This window comes from Novosphingobium sp. NBM11 (assembly GCF_015390225.1).
Taxonomy (GTDB): domain Bacteria; phylum Pseudomonadota; class Alphaproteobacteria; order Sphingomonadales; family Sphingomonadaceae; genus Novosphingobium.
In genome coordinates this window covers 2,051,981-2,070,063 of the sequence record NZ_VUOG01000001.1, presented here as the reverse complement: position 1 = coordinate 2,070,063, position 18,083 = coordinate 2,051,981, and the positions used below count along the sequence as shown (strand labels likewise).

Below are 18,083 nucleotides of genomic sequence, written 5' to 3'. Positions count from 1 at the left end.
CGCGCGAGTGACTACCGTCCGCGCCGTCGATTTGCGCCGAACCCGATAAGGCGGCCGCACAAGGAAAGGGACGGGAGCCATGAAGCCTATCGCCATTGCCGCCGCAGCCGGCCTGCTGAGCCTTGCCATGCCCGCGGCGGCCGCGCCGGGTGACATGACCGTGGCCACGTTTCTGGCCAAGGCCGATGCGCTGCGCTCCAGGGGGCCGCTGGCGCTGATGTCGTCGGACTATTCGCTGCTCAAGGGCGAAGTGACCGGGGCCGCGCAGGCCTATCGCTCGCGCCTGCGCGGGGAACAGGCCGCCGGCCGCCCCAGCAGTTGCCCGCCCGCCGGCCGCGCGCCGTTCAACAGCGATGACGTGATCGGCCAGATGCGGACCTACCCTGTCGGCGCGCGCGGCCAGACCACGGTGGCGACGGCGGTGGCCGACCTGTTCCGCAACCGGTATCCCTGCCCTGCCAGATAATCCGCCGCCGGTGATCCGCGCCCGACGAGAGTTTAACGCGGTATTTACCTTGAGGGTGCAGGGCTGAGGCGGACTTTCCCGGCGGATCATCGCGGCCGGGCGCAGGAAAGGAGCAGCCGGAGTGTTCGGTCCGCGCGAGGGACTGGCCGGATCGGGGAGCGTGGTGTTCGGCCGCGCGCGCCCGCTTGCGCCTGCCGCGTCCGCGCCGGTTTCCGCCCCGGGCACGCCCTCCGAGCAAGCGCGCGCGCCGGTTCGGCCGATTTCCTCCCGCCCGCCGTCGCCGCCGCGTTTTCCGGGCCTTGCCCGGCGCTGGGCCGATCTGTGCCGGCGCGTGGAGCACTGGAGCCGCGCGCACGACCTGACGCCGGATCTGGCCGAGGATATCGGCAGCGCCCGCTGGTTTCGCGGGCTGGGCACGATGCTGGGGCTGGCTTGCGCCGCGCTGCTGTTCAGGCCGAGCTTCGCGCCGCTGTCGGCCGCGCCGCTGGTCCCGCTTGACGATACCGCGCGCGCCGAATTCCGCGCGCAGGCGATTCGTCCGTTCGCCGCCGGCGCGGGCAATGGCCGCCATTTCGCCGCGACCGACGCGGTCATTCGCCTCGATTCCGCACCCGAACGGCCGGTGATCCAGCTGGCCGCGACTCTGGGCGAAAGCGACACGCTGGGCCGGATGCTGCAGCGCGCGGGCGTGGCCACGGGCGACGCCGACCGCGTCGCCGCGCTGGTAGCCGACGCGGCCGGAACGGCGGCGATCGCCCCGGGCACGCGCTTCGACATCACGCTGGGGCCGCGCGCCGGCCCGTCCGAGCCGCGCCCGCTGCAGGCGATCGGCTTCCGTCCGCGCTTCGATCTGGCGCTGGCCATCCGCCGCGAAGGCGCCGGGCTGGTGCTGGCGAAAATGCCGATCGCGGTGGACAGCAGCCCCTTGCGCATCCGCGGGATCGTGGGGACCAGCCTTTACCGTTCGGCCCGCGCCGCCGGCGCGCCGCCCAGCACGGTGCAGGATTACCTGCGCACGATCGACCAGTATCTTGCGTTCGAGGATATCGCGCCCACCGACGAATTCGACCTTGTCTTCACCGACCGGCGCACCGCCGACGGGCAAAGCCAGCCGGGCGACCTGATCTATGCCGGGGTGACGCGCGACGGCAAGCCGCGCGTGCAATTGCTGCGCTGGGGGCCGGACGGCGGCTTTCTCTCGCTCGATGGCATGACCGGCGGGGAATCCAGCGATTCCGCCATGCTCGGCGCCCCTGTCGCGGGGCGGATCACCTCGGGCTACGGCCTGCGCCGCCATCCGATCCTGGGCTTTACCCGGATGCACGCCGGCATCGACTTCGGCGCCGCCTGGGGATCGCCGGTCTACGCCGTAACCGATGGCACGGTGAGCTATGCCGGCTGGCACGGCGGCCACGGCAATTACGTGCGGCTGGAACATGGCGGCGGCATCGGCACCGGCTATGGCCACATGAGCCGCATCGCGGTTTCGCCGGGGATGCAGGTCCGGCGCGGGCAGGTGATCGGCTATGTCGGCTCCAGCGGCCTTTCGACCGGCCCGCACCTGCACTACGAACTCTATCGCAACGGCCAGACGGTCGATCCGATGTCGGTCCGCTTCATGGTCCGTCGCCAGGCGGTCGATGCCGGCCAGCTCGCCGCCTACAAGGCCCGGCTGCGGCAGGTTCTGGCGCTGAAGCCGGGTCTCTCCCGCGCCCACTAGAGCCGGTGGGGAGCGGGTAGGGCAATTCGTCCCGGCCTGTCGCTACCCATTGCGCCGGCGCGCGAAAGTCCTAGGAAGGCTGGCATGACCAGCTATCCCCTGACCCGCCTGCGCCGCACCCGCGCCACCGCCTGGAGCCGCGCGCTGCACCGTGAAGTGCTCGTGACGCCGGCCGACCTGATCTGGCCGCTGTTCGTGGCCGAAGGCACGGGCGTGGAAGACCCGATCGGCGCGCTGCCCGGCGTTTCGCGCTGGTCGGTGGACGGCATCGTCGCGCGGGCGAAGGAAGCGGTGGCGCTGGGCATTCCCTGCCTGGCGCTGTTTCCCTACACCCAGCCCGAACGCCGCAGCGCGGACGGGGGCGAGGCGCTCAATCCCGACAACCTGATGTGCCGCGCCACGCGCGCGATCAAGGATGCCTGCGGCGATGCGATCGGCGTGCTCACCGATGTCGCGCTCGATCCCTATACCAGCCACGGGCAGGACGGGCTGATCGACGGCGAGGGTTATGTCCTCAACGACGCCACGGTCGAGGTGCTGGTGGGGCAGAGCCTGAACCAGGCGGCGGCCGGGGCGGACATCATCGCCCCGTCCGACATGATGGACGGGCGCATCGGCGCGATCCGGCAGGCGCTGGAGGATGCCGGGCACATCAACGTGCAGATCATGTCCTACGCCGCCAAATATGCCTCGGCCTTCTATGGCCCGTTCCGCGACGCGGTCGGATCGCGCGGTCTGCTCAAGGGCGACAAGAAGACCTACCAGATGGACCCCGGCAACGCCGAGGAAGCGCTGCGCGAGGTGGAGATGGATCTGGCCGAGGGCGCGGACACGGTGATGGTCAAGCCAGGTCTGCCCTATCTCGATATCGCGGTGCGCGTGAAGGAAGCCTTCGGCGTGCCGGTCTTCGCCTACCAGGTTTCGGGCGAATACGCGATGATCGAGGCGGCGGTGGCGGCCGGCGCGGCGGACCGTGACGCCATGGTGCTGGAAACCTTGCTGTCCTTCAAGCGCGCGGGCTGTTCGGGCGTGCTGACCTACCACGCCGCTCATGCCGCGCGGCTGCTGAATGGCTGAATTCCGGATCGAAACGCCCCGGCTTGTCCTGCGCGACTGGCGCGGGGAAGACTGGCCGCCGTTCTTCGCGGGAACCAACACGCCAGCGGTCATGCGCTGGCTGGGCGGCGTGATGGATCAGGCGGCCGAGGATGGGGCGCGGGAGCGGCTGGAAGGTTACGCGCGCACGCACGGCCACACGTTCTGGGCGGTGGAGCGCAAGGCTGACCGCGCCATCCTGGGGTTTTGCGGGTTGAAGAAGTGCAACCAGGCGGGCGGGCCGCTGGGGGACTTTGAAATCGGCTGGCGCCTGCGCGAGGATGCCTGGGGGCAAGGCTTTGCGCGTGAAGCGGCCGAGGCTGCCATGACAGCCGGGTTCGCGCATTTCGGCGCGCCGCATATCGTTGCCCTGACGGTCGACGGCAATGCCGCAAGCTGGGGCCTGATGCGCCGGCTGGGCATGGAGCGCCGCGCCGACCTGGATTTCGCCAATGCCGATTTCGATCCGGTGAGCGGGCGAATCATCGTTTATTCGATCACGCGCGCGCAATGGCAGGCGGGCCGCGCGTGATCGCCCCCTTGCGCCGTCACGTTCTCTACCGCATCCAGCGCCCCTGATCGTGCGGGAGGGACCATGACGGATCGAGCCAGCCGGACGCGCTTCGTCATCACCATTCTGGTCGGCAGCTTCCTGCTGTTCCTGGTGCAGCCGATGGTGGCGCGCGCCGCGTTGCCGCGCCTGGGCGGCGCGCCGAACGTGTGGAACAGCGCGATGCTGGTCTATCAGGCGCTGCTGCTGGGCGGCTATGCCTATGCCCACTGGCTGGGACGGTTCCCGATCCGCCGGCAGGCCGCGATCCACCTCGCGCTGCTGGCGCTGGCCGCGATGACGCTGCCGGTGCGCCTGGCCGATCTGCCGCCGCCCGCGCGGGGGTGGGAGCCTCTGTGGGTGCCCGCCCTGTTCGCGGTCTCGATCGGGCCGGTGTTCTTCCTCGTGTCCGCGCAGGCGCCGCTGATGCAGCGCTGGTTCGCCGCCGATCCCGCCGCCGGCAACCCTTACGCGCTCTACGCCGCGTCCAATCTCGGCAGCTTCGCCGGGTTGATCTGCTATCCGCTGCTGGTGGAGCCGCTGCTGCCGCTGAAGGCGCAGGGCTGGGGCTGGAGCGCGGGCTACCTGCTGCTGATCGCGCTGGTCGCGGCTTGCGCCGCCGTGCGACGGGGCGCGGCCGGTGCGCCGGGCGTGGCCGTACTGGTGGGCGATTCGGTGCCGGCGGGACGCGTGGCGCTGTGGCTGGTGCTGGCCGCCGTGCCTTCGGGGCTGATGCTCTCGACCACCACCTTCCTCACCACCGACATTTTCGCGATGCCGCTGCTGTGGGTGATCCCGCTGGGGCTGTACCTGCTGAGCTTCAGCATCGCCTTCGCGGAGAACCGCGCGCTGGCGGGCGCGATCCTGCGCGCCGCACCGCTGGTGGTGGTGCTGGCGGGCGGGATGGCGGTCAGCTCGCGCTCTTCGGGCACCATGGCGCAGGCCGGCGCGGCCGTGGCGCTGCTGTTCGTGGTGGCGGTCGCGCTCCACACCCGGCTCTATGCGCTGCGCCCCGCGCCGGAACGCCTGACCTTCTTCTATCTGGTCATGAGCGCGGGCGGCGCGCTGGGCGGCGTGTTCTGCGCGCTGATCGCGCCGCTGGTGTTCGACTGGGTGTGGGAGCATCCGCTGCTGGTGCTGGCCGCCGCCGCGCTGCTGCCCCGGGTGACGCTGCTCGACTGGTCCGGCATCGACGACATTCCCCCGCGCGTGCGGCAGGGCGGGGTGATGGTGGTGGTGATCGTGGCCTTCGCGCTGGGCTGGTCGATGAGCGGCCTCGATCCCCGGCGCGATGCCCTGGTGGTGCTGATGGCCGCGCTGGCGATCACCGCCTGCGGGGTGATCGTGTTCGCGCGGCGCTGGGCTTTCGTGCTGGTGCTGCTGGCGATGATGCTGGGGCGCGGGGCGGAGGAAACGCTCGACCGCAGCCTGTCGGGCAACCGCACGCGCAGCTATTTCGGCATCTACACGATCACCGAAAGCGCGCGCCGGCACGAACGCTATCTCACCCACGGCACCACGCTGCACGGCACGCAATATACCGACGCCGCGCGCCGGCTGCGCCCGACGTCGTACTACGGGCCAACCTCGGGCGTCGCATTGGCGCTCACCGCCGCCGGCGATCATGCGCGCGTGGGCGTGGTCGGCCTGGGGACGGCGACGCTCGCCTGCTACAAGCGGCCGGGGCAGCGCTGGACCTTCTTCGAGATCGATCCGGCGGTGGTGGCGCTGTCGCGGCCGCAGCACCGCTTCACCTTCCTCGATTCCTGCGCGCCCGATGCCGCGATCCGGATCGGCGATGCCCGCCTGGAACTGGCGAAGATGCCGCCGGGCAGCTTCGACGTGCTGGTGGTGGACGCGTTCTCGTCGGATTCGATCCCGCTCCACCTGCTCACGCGCGAGGCGCTGGCGGTCTATGGCCGCGTGCTCGCGCCCGATGGCGTGCTGATCCTGCATATTTCCAACCGCTATCTCGATCTGCGGCCCGTCGTGGCGGGCATCGCCCGCGCGCAGGGCTGGACGGCATGGTTGCGCGATGACAGCGGCCGGCATAGCGACGGATTCACCCCGTCGTACTGGGTCGCGCTCGCGCCCGATCGCGCGCGGCTGGAGCGGCTGGCCGTGCGCCGGCCGGACCTGCCGTGGACGCCGCTGCACGCGCCGCCGGGCGACGAACCGTGGCAGGATGACTATGCCTCGATCCTGCCGCATATCCGCTGGGACAATCTGCTGGGAGTGTGATGGAAATGACTGCCGATCCGCGCGCGCGCTACCCCGATGCGACGATCCTTCCGCTCGACGGGAAGGTGCCACGCATCCACGAAACCGCCTTCGTCGCGCCCGGGTGCCGGATCATCGGCGATGTCGAGATCGGGCCGGAAGCGTCGATCTGGTACAACTGCGTGCTGCGCGGCGATGTGAACGCCATCCGCATCGGCGCGCGCAGCAATATCCAGGACGGCACGGTGATTCACTGCGACAGCCCCGATCCGCGCCATCCCGCCGGCTTTCCGACGATCATCGGCGCAGACGTGCTGGTGGGCCACATGGCGATGATCCACGGCTGCGTGCTGGAGGACCGCGCCTTCGTGGGGCTGGGCGCGATCGTGATGAACGGCGCGCACGTCGAAAGCGATGGGATGCTCGCCGCCGGCGCCATGCTCACGCCGGGCAAGCGCATCGGCGCGCGCCAGCTCTGGGGCGGCCGCCCCGCCGCGTTCATGCGCGATCTGACCGAAGCGGCGCTGGCGGAGATGCAGCTGGGCGTGGCGCACTATGTCCGCAACGGCCAGCGCCACAAGGCGGCGCTCGATGGCGCGGCCGAAGGTTGACTTGCCGCCGTCGGCGGCCTTGCGCGCGCTGACCGATGCCGACGGCCGGCTGGCAGTGCGCGTCACGCCCGGCGCGAAGACCGAAGGCATCGAGATCGCGGACGGGCGGGTGCTGGTGAAAGTGCGTGCCAAGCCGGAGGACGGCAAGGCGACCGGCGCGGTGATCGATCTTGTCGCGGCCGCGCTGGGCGTCGCCGCTTCCAAAGTTGTGCTGTTGCGCGGCGCAACTTCGCGCGAGAAACTGCTGCGGATCGCGGAATGACCCGGCGCTGCGCCGTCAGAAGCCGTAAACCAGCGTGAAGCGGGTGATCGTGTCCAGCGTCTTGTAGGTATCGGGCGGATTGCTGTTGTAAGTCACCTGATAGGACGTGCGCGCGGAAAGGGCGCCGTTCAGCCGGGCGCTGAGCGAGGTGAGCGAGGTGACGTTGGTATTCTGCGCGCCGGTCAACGCGCTGGCGTCCTCGGTCAGCGAGACCGCGCGCGAAAGCTTCCATTTGGCGTTGACCGCGCCCAGCCCGGTGACGACGCTTTCTAGCGGCTGGCTGATATAGCGGGTCTTGCGCCAGGCAGGGCCGGCCTTCACGTCCACGGTGAAACCGGAATCCGCGATCAGGCGATAGCCGATGCCCCCCGAAACGGCGGTGCGCGTGGAAAAACCGGCGAACCGGTCGCGTTCGTACTGGGTCAGGCCGAACAGGAACAGGCGGTCGTTGAAGCGGTAGTCGGGCTCGAACGCCAGCAACAGCTGGTTGCGGCTGGTCTGCCCGTTGGTGCGCTGGTAATCGACCTGGCTGCGCAGGCCCAAGCGCCAGTGCAGGCCTTCCCGCTTCAGCGCCAGCCCGGCGCTGATGCCCACCGTCTCGGCATTGCCGGAGGATTGCGAGGCGCCGAACTGGCCTTCGCCCTTCCAGCCCTGGAACATCGCCATCTGCGCCAGCCGTTCCTTCTGCGCTTCGGCCGTGCGCGCGCGGTGGGCATCCACCGCCGCCTCCACCTCGCCCGCGCCGGCCGGATCGGTCTTCTTCAGGAACTTGGCGACGGTATCGATCTCGGCATCGCTGCCCGATTCGATCGTCTTGTCCAGCAGCGCGCGGTATTGCGGCGCCAGCTGCGCGTGGGCCGTGCCTGCCGTCAGGGCCAGGATGCCCGCCAACGGAAGAAACGGTACGCGCGTCATCGTAACACCTCGGGAATGCAGGGCAGGCTGGTGGTCGTGATACAGAAGGATCGCGGCCCGACCAACCCCGCTTCCGGCCCGGCAGCCGTCTTTCCGCCGCGCACGATCATCGTTCCAGCTTGGTCGCCAGGATCACCGATGTGGTCGTGCGCTCCACGCCTTCGAGCAGGCCGATATCGTCGATCAGTTCGTTGAGCTGGGCGTTGTCCTCGGTCTCCAGCATGGCGATCACGTCGTATTCGCCGCTGATGGCGTGGATCGCCTGCACGCTCGCCAGTCGGCCCAGCGCCTGTTCCACCTCGCGGTGGAAGCGGGGCATCGTCTTGATCATGATGTGCGCGCGCACGCGCCGGCCGACGAAGGCCGCGCCGAGCCGCACGGTATAGCCCGCCACGATCCCGGCATCCTCCAGCCGCGACAGCCGCGAATAGATCTGCCCGCGCGAGATGCCCAGCGCCTTGGCCAGATGCGCGATGCTCTGGCGGGCATCCTCGCGCAGCAGCGCCAGCAGCCGCTCGTCGATGTCATCGAGCGAAAGGGAATGGCCGGGCAAGGTCAGCGACATGGCCGAAATGGTCCTCCACCGCTGCCGGGCTATCAGGGCGCCGCAGTTTCGCCCGTGATCTTCCCGTCGGCAACGGCATAATTCCGCACGAACGAGGGGCGGTCAACCGTGCCCGCCGGCAGGTGCAGCACAGACTGGTGATCGATGCCCGTCACGCGGATGCGTGGCGCGTTGAGCGGGCCTTGCCGGGGCAGGCCGCGCAGCGTCGATCCATCGACCAGCCAGGCGCCGCCATCGGGCGCGGTGGCATAGATGCGCGCGGTGCCGTCGGGCTCCACCGCCAGCGAGGCGCTTTCGTCGACGCCGACGCCGATTATCGCCGGGGCATCGGCGGGGCGGTCCGCCTGCGCTTTGGCCAGGAAGGCGAACAGCCGCCCCAGCCGGTCGCGCTCCTTGAAATGGGTATCGGTGACCACGCCTTTCAGCAGCGACAGGTGCAGGAAATCGCTTTCGATGGTGTTGGCGGGGCCGAACGGATCGGCCATCGCCTCGGGGCTGGTGATGCTGCCGCCGTCCATCGCGCCATAGAGCTTCTCGCCCAGCATGGCGAGGCCGGCGCTGGTGCCGGCCAGCGGCTTGCCCGCGGCGACATGCGCGTCGAGCAGTTCGCCCACGGGCGTCCCGCGCCAGTAGCGCACGTAGTTGGACTGGTCGCCGCCCGCGATGAAGATGCCGTCCGCCCGCTTCAGCGCGGCAAGCACCCGGGGATCGCTGGAGGCCGCCCGATCCGTGAAAACGAACGTCTCGGCCGACTGGATGCCGCCGATATCCTTGTAGAATTCCTTGCCGACCTGCCCGGCCTGCGAGGCGCGCAGGATCACGATGTGCCCGTGCCCGGCCTTGGCGAAGAACCAGTGCATCGCGTCGTGGTTGCGGTCGCCCCCGCCCATCAGCAGCAGCCCGCCGGACACCGGATCGGGCGTGGCGCTGGTGAGCGTGCCGATCTGGTAGTGGCGGTAGCCCTGCGCCTTCGCCAGCGCGGGGGCGGAAGGCGCGATGACGGCCAGGGACAGGCTCGACAGCGCGAGCGCGAACATTCGCGACAGGAAGGATAGACGCACCGGAAACTCCTGAAAACAACCGGACTGGGGCATTCTTGTTACATTTTGGCCGCAATGGCTGACAATATGATGTGCCAGAAAGGCAATGTGATTGCCATTTCTTTTCAATTCTGTTCGGAACGTATCGAACGGCAGGTGCGGGGGCACCGGAAGTTTATGCCGTTGCGCATTGAAGGGGTGACGCATGAAACAGACTGGACGCCGCGTATTCCGCAACCTGCTGGGGTTGGGATGCTCGCTCACCGTTCTCGCCGGACCGGCCTTTGGACAGACGGCGGCGGGCGGTGAAGGCACGGACGATGCCGCGCCGGAGATCACCGTCACCGGATCGCGCATCCCGCGGCTGGACATCGAAGGCCCGGCGCCGATCACCGTGGTCGATTCGAATACGATCCGCGCCAACGGCTATGCCAGCGTGCCGGACATCCTGCGCGCGCTCACCCAGAACGGCGGCGAAACGCAGAGCCAGCAATCGTTCAGCGGCGCCAGCTTCACCCCCGGCGCGCAGCAGGTGGACTTGCGCGGGCTGGGTCCGAATCACTCGCTGGTGCTGGTCAACGGCCGCCGCATCGCCGACTTTCCGCTGCCATTCCAGGGCCGCAGCAACTTCACCGACGTGTCCAACATCCCGGTCAGCATGATCGACCGGATCGAAGTGCTCAGCGGCAGCGCTTCGGCGATCTACGGGTCGGATGCCATCGCCGGCGTCATCAACTTCACGCTCAAGAAGAAGCTCGACGGCCTGACGCTCGATTACCGGCGCGGCGTGACCGAGCACGGCGGCGGGGATTCGCACCGCATCACCGCGAGCGGCGGCTGGTCGAGCGGGCGGTTCCATATCGTCGGCGGCATCGAATACCTGTTGCAGCGCCCGCTCTGGCAGTATCAGCGCGGCATTCAGGACAGCACGGCCGACAACCCGACGACCGCGCAGCCGCTCGCCCGGCGCACCTTCCTGCGCTACGATCCGGACGCGGACGAATATGTCGATCCCGGCGCGGCGACCTGCGCGTCGCTCGGCCGTCTCAACCAGGGTTCGACCTACTACGCATCGCGGCCGCGCTATGGCGCCTATGACGATGCGCTGGGAGACTACGGCCCCGGCTATTTCTGCGGCAGCAACACCTCGGTCGCCTACGGCACGATCATTTCCCGGCGCGAAGGGTTCAACAGCTACGCTTCGGCCGGTTACGAGCTGTCGGACAATGCCGAGCTCTTCGTCGACGCGCAGTTCGGCATCAGCAAGGTTTCGCTGGTGCGCGACGTGCTGCAATGGTCGTTCCAGCCCAGCTCGGGCAGCAGCGACACCACCTTCTACAACAGCTTCGACAACCGGCTGGATGACTGGTCGCGCCAGTTCACCCCCGAGGAATCGGGCGGCCTGAACCGCGTGGAGACGCGCAATCGCCAGCAGACCTTCAGCATTACGCCGGGCATCAAGGGCAAGTTCGGCAAGTGGACCTACGAAGCCGCGTTCAACCATAGCGAATACAAGGCGCGCGTCGAATTCCCGCAGGTGATCGCGGCAAAGGCCAATGCCCTGTTCCTGGGGCAGCAGCAGGGCGTCGACGAAGACAGCGGCTATCCGATCTTCAATGCCGATCCAGCCCGGCTCTATACGCCGCTGACGCAGTCCGAATACGACAGCATCACGGCCTACAGCGTCTATCATCCGAAAAGCTGGACCAACAATTTCTCGGCGACGATCAACACCACGGAGCTGTTCCGGTTGCCGGCCGGGCCGGTGGGCTTCGCCGCCGTGGCCGAGGCCGGCAAGCAGGGCTACGATCTGAAGCCCGATCCGCTGGCGCTGACCGACTACTATTACGCGCTCAAGGACAGCGACGGGAAGGGCAGCCGCACGCACTGGGCGCTGGGCGGCGAAGTGCGCGTGCCGGTGACCCACTTCCTCGAACTCTCGGGCGCGGGCCGCTACGATCACTTCGCTTTCGCGGGCAACGGCATCGGTAAGTTCACCTATAACGCCGGCGCGGAACTGCGGCCGATGCGCTCGCTGCTGCTGCGCGCTTCGTATGGCACGGGCTTCCGCGCGCCCGATCTGCACTACGTTTTCACCGGGCCGGGCAATACCCATCCGAGCGCCACGGATTACTATCTGTGCCGCACCGAGGAGCCGGACGAGGCCATCGGCGATTGCTCCTATGCGGACGAGGGCATCGTCACGCAGCGCAGCGGCAACCGCCGGCTCAAGCCGGAAACCAGCAAGTCGCTGGATCTGGGCATCGTCTGGGCGCCGTCGCGCCGGTTCGATGTCTCGGTCAGCTATTTCCGCGTCTCGATGGCCAACCAGGTTCAGGACCTGAGCACCGACCAGTTGCTGCGCGACGAGGCGGATTGCCGCATCGGGCAGACGACATCGGGCAAGGCGGTCGACGTCAATTCGCCGACCTGCCTCGACGCGATCGCGCGCGTGCAGCGCTTCACCAGTGGCGTGCGCTCCGGCGAGCTCGATGCGGTTGCGGTCAACCCGATCAACATCGCGCACGAGAAGACCACCGGCATCGACGTGGCCGTCCATGGCAACCTGCCCACCAGCTTCGGCACCTTCTCGCTGTCGCTGGCGCATACCCATGTGTTCGATCACACGTTCCGCCAGTATCCGGGCGATCCCACGATCAACAAGCTGGCCTTCGACAGCGGCTACGACATTCCGCGCGACAAGAGCACGGCGAGCCTGACCTGGTCGATCCAGAAGCTGAAGTGGACGGTCGAAGGGCGCCGCCTGGGCAAGCTGCCCAATTACGATCAGGACGCCTTCATCAAGGCGAGCTACCTGTTCAACACCACGCTGCAGTATGATTTCACCGATCACCTGCGCGGGTCGCTGAGCGTGGTGAACCTGTTCGATACGAACCCGGTTCGCGATCCGACGTACGCCAGCTATCCCTATTACGACATCAGCTGGTTCGACAGCACCGGCCGCAGCGCCTTTCTCCAGCTCACCTGGAAGATCGGCGGCGCGGGGCTCTGACGGCATCCATCCCGGTGACGCCGCGCGGACTTCGGTTCGCGCGGCGTTTTCGCGTCAGCTTTCCGCCGGCAGTCGCAGCGCGACGCCGACCATCGCGGTGGCCCAGCAGCCCGCGATCCACAGGCAGGCCATCGGCATCCGGTCCTGCGCCATCGCGCCCAGCACCGCGCCGCTCAGCAGGCCGCCCCACAGCGCCGCCCAGGAGAGCCAGCCCGTATCCTTGCGGCCGGCCAGCCATCCGGCCAGCCCCTGTCCCAGCTTGACCAGCGCGCCGGTCATGTAGGTCAGCCCGATCGCCACCTCGCCATCGCGCTGGAAGGTGTTGTTGATCGCCCCCATCGCCATCACCAGCGCGGCCAGCATCGCCACGGGCACGCCCAGCGCCCGCGCCGTGGCGCCGGCCAGCAGCAGCGCGGCGACAAACGTCAGCACGGCGGGCTTGCGGTAGCGCCCCGCGCGGATCGACAGCAGCGCGCCGCCGGTCACGCCGGCCACGAAGCCGGCGATCAGGAACGCGGGCGTGACCGCGCGCACCACATCGGTGCCGAGATCGACGCCGAGCCGCGTGGTGTTGCCCGACATGAACGAGACGAAATAGCCGTCGGCCGACAGGAAGCCCACGGCATCGACGAACCCCGCCATCGCGGCCAGCGCGATGGCGAAACGGCGGCGGGAACGGTCGTAGCGGATCATGCGCCGAACGTTAGGCGATAATGGCCTAGATCGGTACGCCGATAATGAACTTCACGATCACGCTGTCGGCATTGGCGCCATATCCCTTGCCCACGGCGGCGTTGAGGTCCCATTTGCCGATCTGTGCATCCACGGCGGCATAAGTGGAATGCTCGGTGTTCCCGAAGTGGCCGGGATCGCGCAGCGGGCCGACCTCGTTGTAGCTTTCCACGCCCACGGTAAGCGTGGGGGTCAGGCGGTATCCGGCCTTGGTGTCGATATCGAGCGTGATCGGTCCGGGGTTCGGCCCCGCGATCACGAAATCGAAGTTGCCGTTGGCGGCCAGCACCCAGTGATCGTTGCGCCAGCCGCCGATCAGCTTCAATTCGCCGTTCCAGGGATTCTGGTCGAGCCGGTGGCCGACTTTCCCCACTTCCAGATTCGCGCCCCAGAAGGCCCCGGTCGGCCCGTGCGGCGCGAGCCACTTGAGACGCAGTTTCACCCCCTGCACGCGCGCCACGCCATCGGGCGCCACCGTGGCCAGCGGCAGATAGGCGCCCAGCTCGAACTGGTCGGTCAGGCCCAGCGAGAATTCGGGCGTGATGCGCCAGCGGTGCAGCGGGGTTTCCGCGCCGGGATAGTCGGGCGTGCCGTTGCCGCGCACCACGTCGTTGACGTGAACGTCCAGCCCCACCGCGCCGGGCTGGTTCATCTCGTCCATGTAGACCTGGATTTCCTCGGGTGCGGCAAAGGCAGGCGTGGCCGGTAGCAGCAGCGCGGGCGCGAGAACATACTTCAGGATAGACCGGAACGGCATGGCGTGGCTTTCGTCAGGGCCCCACGCGCCTCATAAGCGCGCGTCCCCTCACGAGGCAAGCAGACGTGGGTATAGGCCGGGAACGGCGTTCAGGCGCGCGCCATGCCCATCGCCATGCGCGTCAGCACGCCGATAAAGGCCTCGGCGATTTCGGTGTCCTGCGGCGCTGCGTCCTCCACGGCGCGGCGCATCGCCTCCGCCCACTGGCCCGCCGTTTGCCGGTCGATCGGGAAGGGCGCGTGCATCGACATCATGCACTTGCCGGGGTGGGCCTCGAACCAGTCGCGCGGGCCTCCCGCCCACCCGGCCAGGAACGCGGGCAGCGATTCGCGCATCGGCGCCAGGTCCGCCGCGTGCATCGCGCGCAGTTCGGCATAGGCGGGGTCCTGCTCCATCAGATCGTAGAACCGGTCGGTGATCCGGCGCAGCACGGCATGGCCGCCGATCCGTTCGAACGGCGTGGCGGGTTGGGAATGTTCCTGCGGCTGTTCGACGGCGGTGGCCAAGGCGTGAAACTCCGGACAGGGGTGTAGGTTCAAAATCCTGGAGCCTTGTCGCTACCAGCACGGCAGGCAAGGCGGTTTGATTCCGGTCAATTTCGCGCGGGAAACGTCTCTACCGCACCGGGTCCACGATCATTGCCTTCAGCGTGTCCAGCCGGTCGGCCTCGTGCGCGGGCTTGTCGGCGCGGATGCGGCTGATGCGCGGGAAGCGCATGGCGACGCCCGACTTGTGGCGCTTGGAAGCGTGGACGGAATCGAACGCCACTTCCAGCACCAGCGACCGGTCGGTTTCGCGTACCGGGCCGAAACGGTTGACCGTGTGCTGGCGGACGTGGCTGTCGAGCCATTTCAGCTCGGCATCGGTGAAGCCGAAATAGGCCTTGCCCACCGGCAGCAGATCGGCCCCCGCGTCGGGATCGCCGTCCCAGCAGCCGAACGTGAAGTCCGAATAGAACGAGGAGCGTTTGCCCGAACCGCGCTGGGCATACATCAGCACGCAATCGATCCGCAGCGGATCGCGCTTCCACTTGTACCACAGCCCCGTGCGCCGCCCCGCGACATAGGGTGAATCACGCCGCTTGAGCATGACGCCCTCGATCGCGTCCTCGCGCGCGCGGGCGCGCACGTCGGCAAGTTCGGCGAAGTCGCGGACCGCGATCAGCGTGGAAAGGTCGAAGCGCGCCGGATCGAGCCGGGGCAGGAACGCTTCCAGCCGGGCGCGGCGGTCCGTCCAGGGCAGGTCGCGCAAGTCCTCGCCGCCGATCACCAGCGCGTCGTACAGCCGGACGAAGGCGGGGAAATCCTCCAGCATCCGCTTCGACACGGTCTTGCGTCCCAGCCGTTGCTGCAGGGCGTTGAAGCTGGCCGCGCCGCCGGTCTCGCCGCCCTGGTGCGCGCCGCGCACCAGCAGTTCGCCGTCCAGCACCGCCGGTTCACCCAGCGCGCCGGCCACTTCGGGAAAGGTGGCGGAAATGTCGTCGCCGCCACGCGAATAGACGCGCGTCTCGCCACCCTGGTCGGTGGCGGCATGGACGATCTGCACGCGGATGCCGTCCCACTTCCATTCGGCGGCGAAGCTTTCAAGGTCGATGGCGGCCCCGTCCTCCAGCGGATGCGCCAGCATGAACGGGCGGAACAGCGGCCGGTCGTCGGTGCGCGGCGGTGGCGCGCCGTCCGCCGCCCAGGCGAAGAGCGGGCGGTAGGGCGGTTCCTGCCCGTGCCAGTATTCCTCCACCAGATCGACCGGCACGCCGAAGGCCTCGGCGAAGGCGACCTTGGCGAGCCGGGCGGAAATGCCGATCCGCATCGCACCGGTGGCCAGCTTGAGCAGGGCGTAGCGGCCGTTGGCGTCAAGGCGGTCGAGCAGGCCGGCCAGCGCGGCCGGCGCGGTGGAGCGGCTGGTTGCCCGCAGGATTTCAACAGCTTCCGAGACGCCGGGCGCGGGCATGACGTCATGATCGGGGCCAGAATGATCGGGGGCAGAATGATCGGGGGCAGGCCACAGCAGGCTGGCGGCTTCCGCGGTATCGCCCACGTAATCGCGCGACAGCGTCCACAGCACGGGATCGACGCGCTCCGCCATCAGCGCGCGGATCGTGCCGGCCTTGACCGCGGGGAAATCCAGGCCGTCGGTCAGCGCGGCCAGCGCCCAGCCGCGATCGGGATCGGGTGTTTCGCGCAGGTAGCGCGCGATCAGCGCCAGCTTGGCGTTGCGCGACCGGGTGAACACCAGCGCGTCGAGCAGGGCGGCGAAGCGCTCCACTAGGATGTGCCCTTCTCAGTCATCCTCGTCCTCGTACCCCACCAGCGCCAGCGCGCGGGCCTTGCGCTGGTGCAGTTCGCACCAGCGCAGCAGCGCTTCCTCGCGGCCGTGGGTGATCCAGGTTTCGGCCGGGTTCACCTGCGCGATCGTGGCGGTAAGTTCGTCCCAGTCGGCATGGTCGGAAATGATCAGCGGCAGTTCCACGTTGCGCTGGCGGGCGCGCTGGCGCACGCGCATCCAGCCCGATGCCATGGCGGTCAGCGGATCGGGCAGGCGCCGGCTCCAGCGGTCGTTCAGCGCCGAGGGCGGGCAGAGCACGATCGCGCCGGCCAGCGCGCCCTTGGGCGCATCGGACACCAGCCGCAGATCGCCCAGCGGCACGCCCTGTTCCTCGTACAGGCGGCACATCCGCTCCATCGCGCCGTGCAGCCAGAGCGGATCGTGAAAGCCCGCCGCGCGCAGTTCCGCGATCACCCGCTGCGCCTTGCCCAGGGCATAGGCGCCCACCAGCACGCAGCGATCGGGCTGCGCGGCGCGCGCGGCCAGCAGCCGGGCGATTTCCTGGCCGATCGGCGGATGGCGGAACACCGGCAGGCCGAAGGTCGCCTCGGTGATGAACAGGTCGCAGGGCGTAACCGCGAAAGGCGGGCAGGTTGGATCGGGCCGGCGCTTATAATCGCCGGTCACCACCACGCGTTCGCCGGCATGTTCGAGCAGGATTTGCGCCGAGCCGAGAACATGGCCCGCCGGCACGAACGTGGCGGTCACGTCGCCGGGCAGGGTGATCGGCGCGTGCAGCGGCGCGGGGTATGCGCCCTCCGCCACGCCATAGCGCAGCGCCATGATCGCCAGCGTTTCGGGCGTGGCGATGGTGCGGCCATGCCCGCCCCGCGCGTGATCGGCATGGCCATGCGTGACCAGCGCGGTGCCCACGGCACGCGCGGGATCGATCCAGACGTCGGCCGGAACGATCCGCAGCCCGGCCGGCTCCGGGCGGATCCAGGAAAAATCTTCGGCCATTGATGCACGTCATGGCGCGTGCGGGCGATTCGGGCCAGCCGCCTGTTCGGGCAGCGCCGGCCGATGCGGGGCCATGCAGGTCCCGGACAGGACCCGTTCAGACTCGTCCGCTAGGGTGCGCGCCGTCCATCCCCCCGGTCTGGCCACCCCGGTCTGGCCGTCCTTGTCCGGCCGAACCCGAGGAGCCCCGACGATGACTCGCACCATTGCCAGGATCGCGTTGCTGGCGGGGCTGATCGCGCTGGCCGGGTGCGAGCACAAGGAAACGGGACCCGAGGAACAGGATACGCGCACCACCGCGCCGGTCGTGGCTGCCCCCGCCCCGGCGGTGACGGCGGTGCCGCCCACGGTCCACCCGCTGTCCGATTTCGCCACGCTCGACGCCAACCACGATGGCCGGATCGCGTCCGCCGAATATGCGCGGGCGGCGCAATCGCTGTTCGAGATGATCGACATGGAGCACGACGGCACCGTGACGCTGCAGGAACTGGAGGCGGCGCGCGGCGTGCTGGGCGATCTGGACGGACTGGACCCGAAGCGCATCCTCGCGCTCGCCGATGCCGATCAGGACGGCAAGCTGACGCTGGGCGAATGGATGGCGTTCAACAACGCGCGGTTCGACCGGATCGACGCCAACGATGATGGCTTCATCGATCGCGCCGAATGGAACGCGCCCCATCCCGCGCCGCCGGAGCCTTCGGCGATTCCCTGAGTATCGAAGGCGTTCCCACCCCCGACCCCTCCCGCTTGCGGGAGGGAAGCGGGATTTGCGCCGCCAAAGGCGGCGATAGTCGCAGCGGGGCGGGCTTTCGCCAATAAGAAAGGGCGCGCCCCGCGGGACGCGCCCTTTTC

17 protein-coding genes are annotated in these 18,083 nt (G+C 68.8%); 9 read left to right on the top strand and 8 right to left on the bottom strand.

The annotated features are described in order from the left end of the window. Positions 1–79 precede the first annotated feature (79 nt). The 7 genes from F1640_RS09875 (at position 80) to F1640_RS09845 (ending at position 6,924) form a co-directional block, all read left to right on the top strand. Entirely contained in the window at positions 80–466 is a 387-nt protein-coding gene (locus tag F1640_RS09875; protein ID WP_194918977.1) for a hypothetical protein, read from the top strand. A 121-nt stretch (positions 467–587) separates the two neighbouring features. Continuing rightward, the gene (locus F1640_RS09870) at positions 588–2,186 is read left to right on the top strand and encodes a M23 family metallopeptidase (protein ID WP_309229238.1); all 1,599 of its coding nucleotides are present in this window, start codon (positions 588–590) and stop codon (positions 2,184–2,186) included. 84 nt (positions 2,187–2,270) lie between these two features. Beyond that, positions 2,271–3,263, top strand: a complete 993-nt coding sequence (hemB, locus tag F1640_RS09865; protein WP_124809839.1) for a porphobilinogen synthase — start codon at positions 2,271–2,273, stop codon at positions 3,261–3,263. Then, complete coding sequence (locus F1640_RS09860; RefSeq protein WP_194918976.1) at positions 3,256–3,813, top strand: GNAT family N-acetyltransferase; 558 nt, start codon at positions 3,256–3,258, stop codon at positions 3,811–3,813. Before hemB ends, F1640_RS09860 begins: the two co-directional genes overlap by 8 nt. Positions 3,814–3,876: 63 nt before the next feature. Next, a complete protein-coding gene (locus F1640_RS09855) occupies positions 3,877–6,072 on the top strand; it encodes a spermidine synthase (protein ID WP_194918973.1) in 2,196 nt (731 codons plus the stop codon). Positions 6,073–6,077: 5 nt separating this feature from the next. Then, positions 6,078–6,662 (top strand): gamma carbonic anhydrase family protein, encoded by a 585-nt coding sequence (locus F1640_RS09850; RefSeq protein ID WP_194921323.1) that lies wholly within the window; start codon positions 6,078–6,080, stop codon positions 6,660–6,662. After that, positions 6,643–6,924 (top strand): DUF167 domain-containing protein, encoded by a 282-nt coding sequence (locus tag F1640_RS09845; RefSeq protein ID WP_194918971.1) that lies wholly within the window; start codon positions 6,643–6,645, stop codon positions 6,922–6,924. Before F1640_RS09850 ends, F1640_RS09845 begins: the two co-directional genes overlap by 20 nt. A gap of 15 nt (positions 6,925–6,939) precedes the next feature. Here the strand turns inward: F1640_RS09845 and F1640_RS09840 are convergent, their stop codons facing one another. The 3 genes from F1640_RS09840 to F1640_RS09830 all read right to left on the bottom strand — a co-directional run bounded on the left by F1640_RS09840 (position 6,940) and on the right by F1640_RS09830 (position 9,465). After that, on the bottom strand, positions 6,940–7,839 hold the full coding sequence (locus F1640_RS09840) for a YdiY family protein (protein ID WP_124809845.1): 900 nt from the start codon (positions 7,837–7,839) through the stop codon (positions 6,940–6,942). A 106-nt stretch (positions 7,840–7,945) separates the two neighbouring features. Continuing rightward, entirely contained in the window at positions 7,946–8,404 is a 459-nt protein-coding gene (locus tag F1640_RS09835) for an Lrp/AsnC family transcriptional regulator (RefSeq protein ID WP_124809846.1), read from the bottom strand. A gap of 32 nt (positions 8,405–8,436) precedes the next feature. After that, a complete protein-coding gene (locus tag F1640_RS09830) occupies positions 8,437–9,465 on the bottom strand; it encodes a cyanophycinase (protein WP_309229237.1) in 1,029 nt (342 codons plus the stop codon). Between the two features lie 184 nt (positions 9,466–9,649). Here F1640_RS09830 and F1640_RS09825 point away from each other — a divergent pair, with 184 nt between their 5' ends. Next, positions 9,650–12,457, top strand: coding sequence for a TonB-dependent siderophore receptor (locus tag F1640_RS09825; protein WP_194918970.1), 2,808 nt, complete (start codon positions 9,650–9,652; stop codon positions 12,455–12,457). Between the two features lie 54 nt (positions 12,458–12,511). On the opposite strand, the gene F1640_RS09820 is transcribed toward F1640_RS09825, so the two are convergent. From F1640_RS09820 to F1640_RS09800, 5 genes are all read right to left on the bottom strand, one after another. Beyond that, the gene (locus F1640_RS09820) at positions 12,512–13,150 is read right to left on the bottom strand and encodes a YoaK family protein (protein ID WP_194918968.1); all 639 of its coding nucleotides are present in this window, start codon (positions 13,148–13,150) and stop codon (positions 12,512–12,514) included. Between the two features lie 25 nt (positions 13,151–13,175). Continuing rightward, positions 13,176–13,946, bottom strand: a complete 771-nt coding sequence (locus F1640_RS09815) for a hypothetical protein (protein WP_125954219.1) — start codon at positions 13,944–13,946, stop codon at positions 13,176–13,178. Positions 13,947–14,035: 89 nt separating this feature from the next. After that, positions 14,036–14,452, bottom strand: a complete 417-nt coding sequence (locus F1640_RS09810; RefSeq protein WP_194918966.1) for a group II truncated hemoglobin — start codon at positions 14,450–14,452, stop codon at positions 14,036–14,038. A gap of 109 nt (positions 14,453–14,561) precedes the next feature. Then, a complete protein-coding gene (locus tag F1640_RS09805; RefSeq protein WP_194918964.1) occupies positions 14,562–16,211 on the bottom strand; it encodes a cisplatin damage response ATP-dependent DNA ligase in 1,650 nt (549 codons plus the stop codon). Between the two features lie 15 nt (positions 16,212–16,226). Continuing rightward, complete coding sequence (locus tag F1640_RS09800) at positions 16,227–17,231, bottom strand: ligase-associated DNA damage response exonuclease (protein ID WP_194918962.1); 1,005 nt, start codon at positions 17,229–17,231, stop codon at positions 16,227–16,229. Positions 17,232–17,424: 193 nt separating this feature from the next. Between F1640_RS09800 and F1640_RS09795 the strand changes: the two genes are divergently transcribed. Continuing rightward, positions 17,425–17,943 carry an EF-hand domain-containing protein gene (locus F1640_RS09795; RefSeq protein WP_194918961.1) on the top strand — a complete coding sequence of 173 codons (519 nt, stop codon included), beginning with the start codon at positions 17,425–17,427 and terminating at the stop codon, positions 17,941–17,943. Positions 17,944–18,083 lie beyond the last annotated feature (140 nt).

What these genes read in the sequence shown, in the direction of transcription:
- F1640_RS09875 (WP_194918977.1), top strand. Translation starts at nt 80, where the DNA reads ATGAAGCCTATCGCCATTGCCGCCGCAGCCGGCCTGCTGAGCCTTGCC.
- hemB (WP_124809839.1), top strand. Translation starts at nt 2,271, where the DNA reads ATGACCAGCTATCCCCTGACCCGCCTGCGCCGCACCCGCGCCACCGCC.
- F1640_RS09860 (WP_194918976.1), top strand. Translation starts at nt 3,256, where the DNA reads ATGGCTGAATTCCGGATCGAAACGCCCCGGCTTGTCCTGCGCGACTGG.
- F1640_RS09855 (WP_194918973.1), top strand. Translation starts at nt 3,877, where the DNA reads ATGACGGATCGAGCCAGCCGGACGCGCTTCGTCATCACCATTCTGGTC.
- F1640_RS09850 (WP_194921323.1), top strand. Translation starts at nt 6,078, where the DNA reads ATGACTGCCGATCCGCGCGCGCGCTACCCCGATGCGACGATCCTTCCG.
- F1640_RS09845 (WP_194918971.1), top strand. Translation starts at nt 6,643, where the DNA reads ATGGCGCGGCCGAAGGTTGACTTGCCGCCGTCGGCGGCCTTGCGCGCG.
- F1640_RS09840 (WP_124809845.1), bottom strand. Translation starts at nt 7,839, where the DNA reads ATGACGCGCGTACCGTTTCTTCCGTTGGCGGGCATCCTGGCCCTGACG.
- F1640_RS09835 (WP_124809846.1), bottom strand. Translation starts at nt 8,404, where the DNA reads ATGTCGCTGACCTTGCCCGGCCATTCCCTTTCGCTCGATGACATCGAC.
- F1640_RS09825 (WP_194918970.1), top strand. Translation starts at nt 9,650, where the DNA reads ATGAAACAGACTGGACGCCGCGTATTCCGCAACCTGCTGGGGTTGGGA.
- F1640_RS09820 (WP_194918968.1), bottom strand. Translation starts at nt 13,150, where the DNA reads ATGATCCGCTACGACCGTTCCCGCCGCCGTTTCGCCATCGCGCTGGCC.
- F1640_RS09815 (WP_125954219.1), bottom strand. Translation starts at nt 13,946, where the DNA reads ATGCCGTTCCGGTCTATCCTGAAGTATGTTCTCGCGCCCGCGCTGCTG.
- F1640_RS09800 (WP_194918962.1), bottom strand. Translation starts at nt 17,231, where the DNA reads ATGGCCGAAGATTTTTCCTGGATCCGCCCGGAGCCGGCCGGGCTGCGG.
- F1640_RS09795 (WP_194918961.1), top strand. Translation starts at nt 17,425, where the DNA reads ATGACTCGCACCATTGCCAGGATCGCGTTGCTGGCGGGGCTGATCGCG.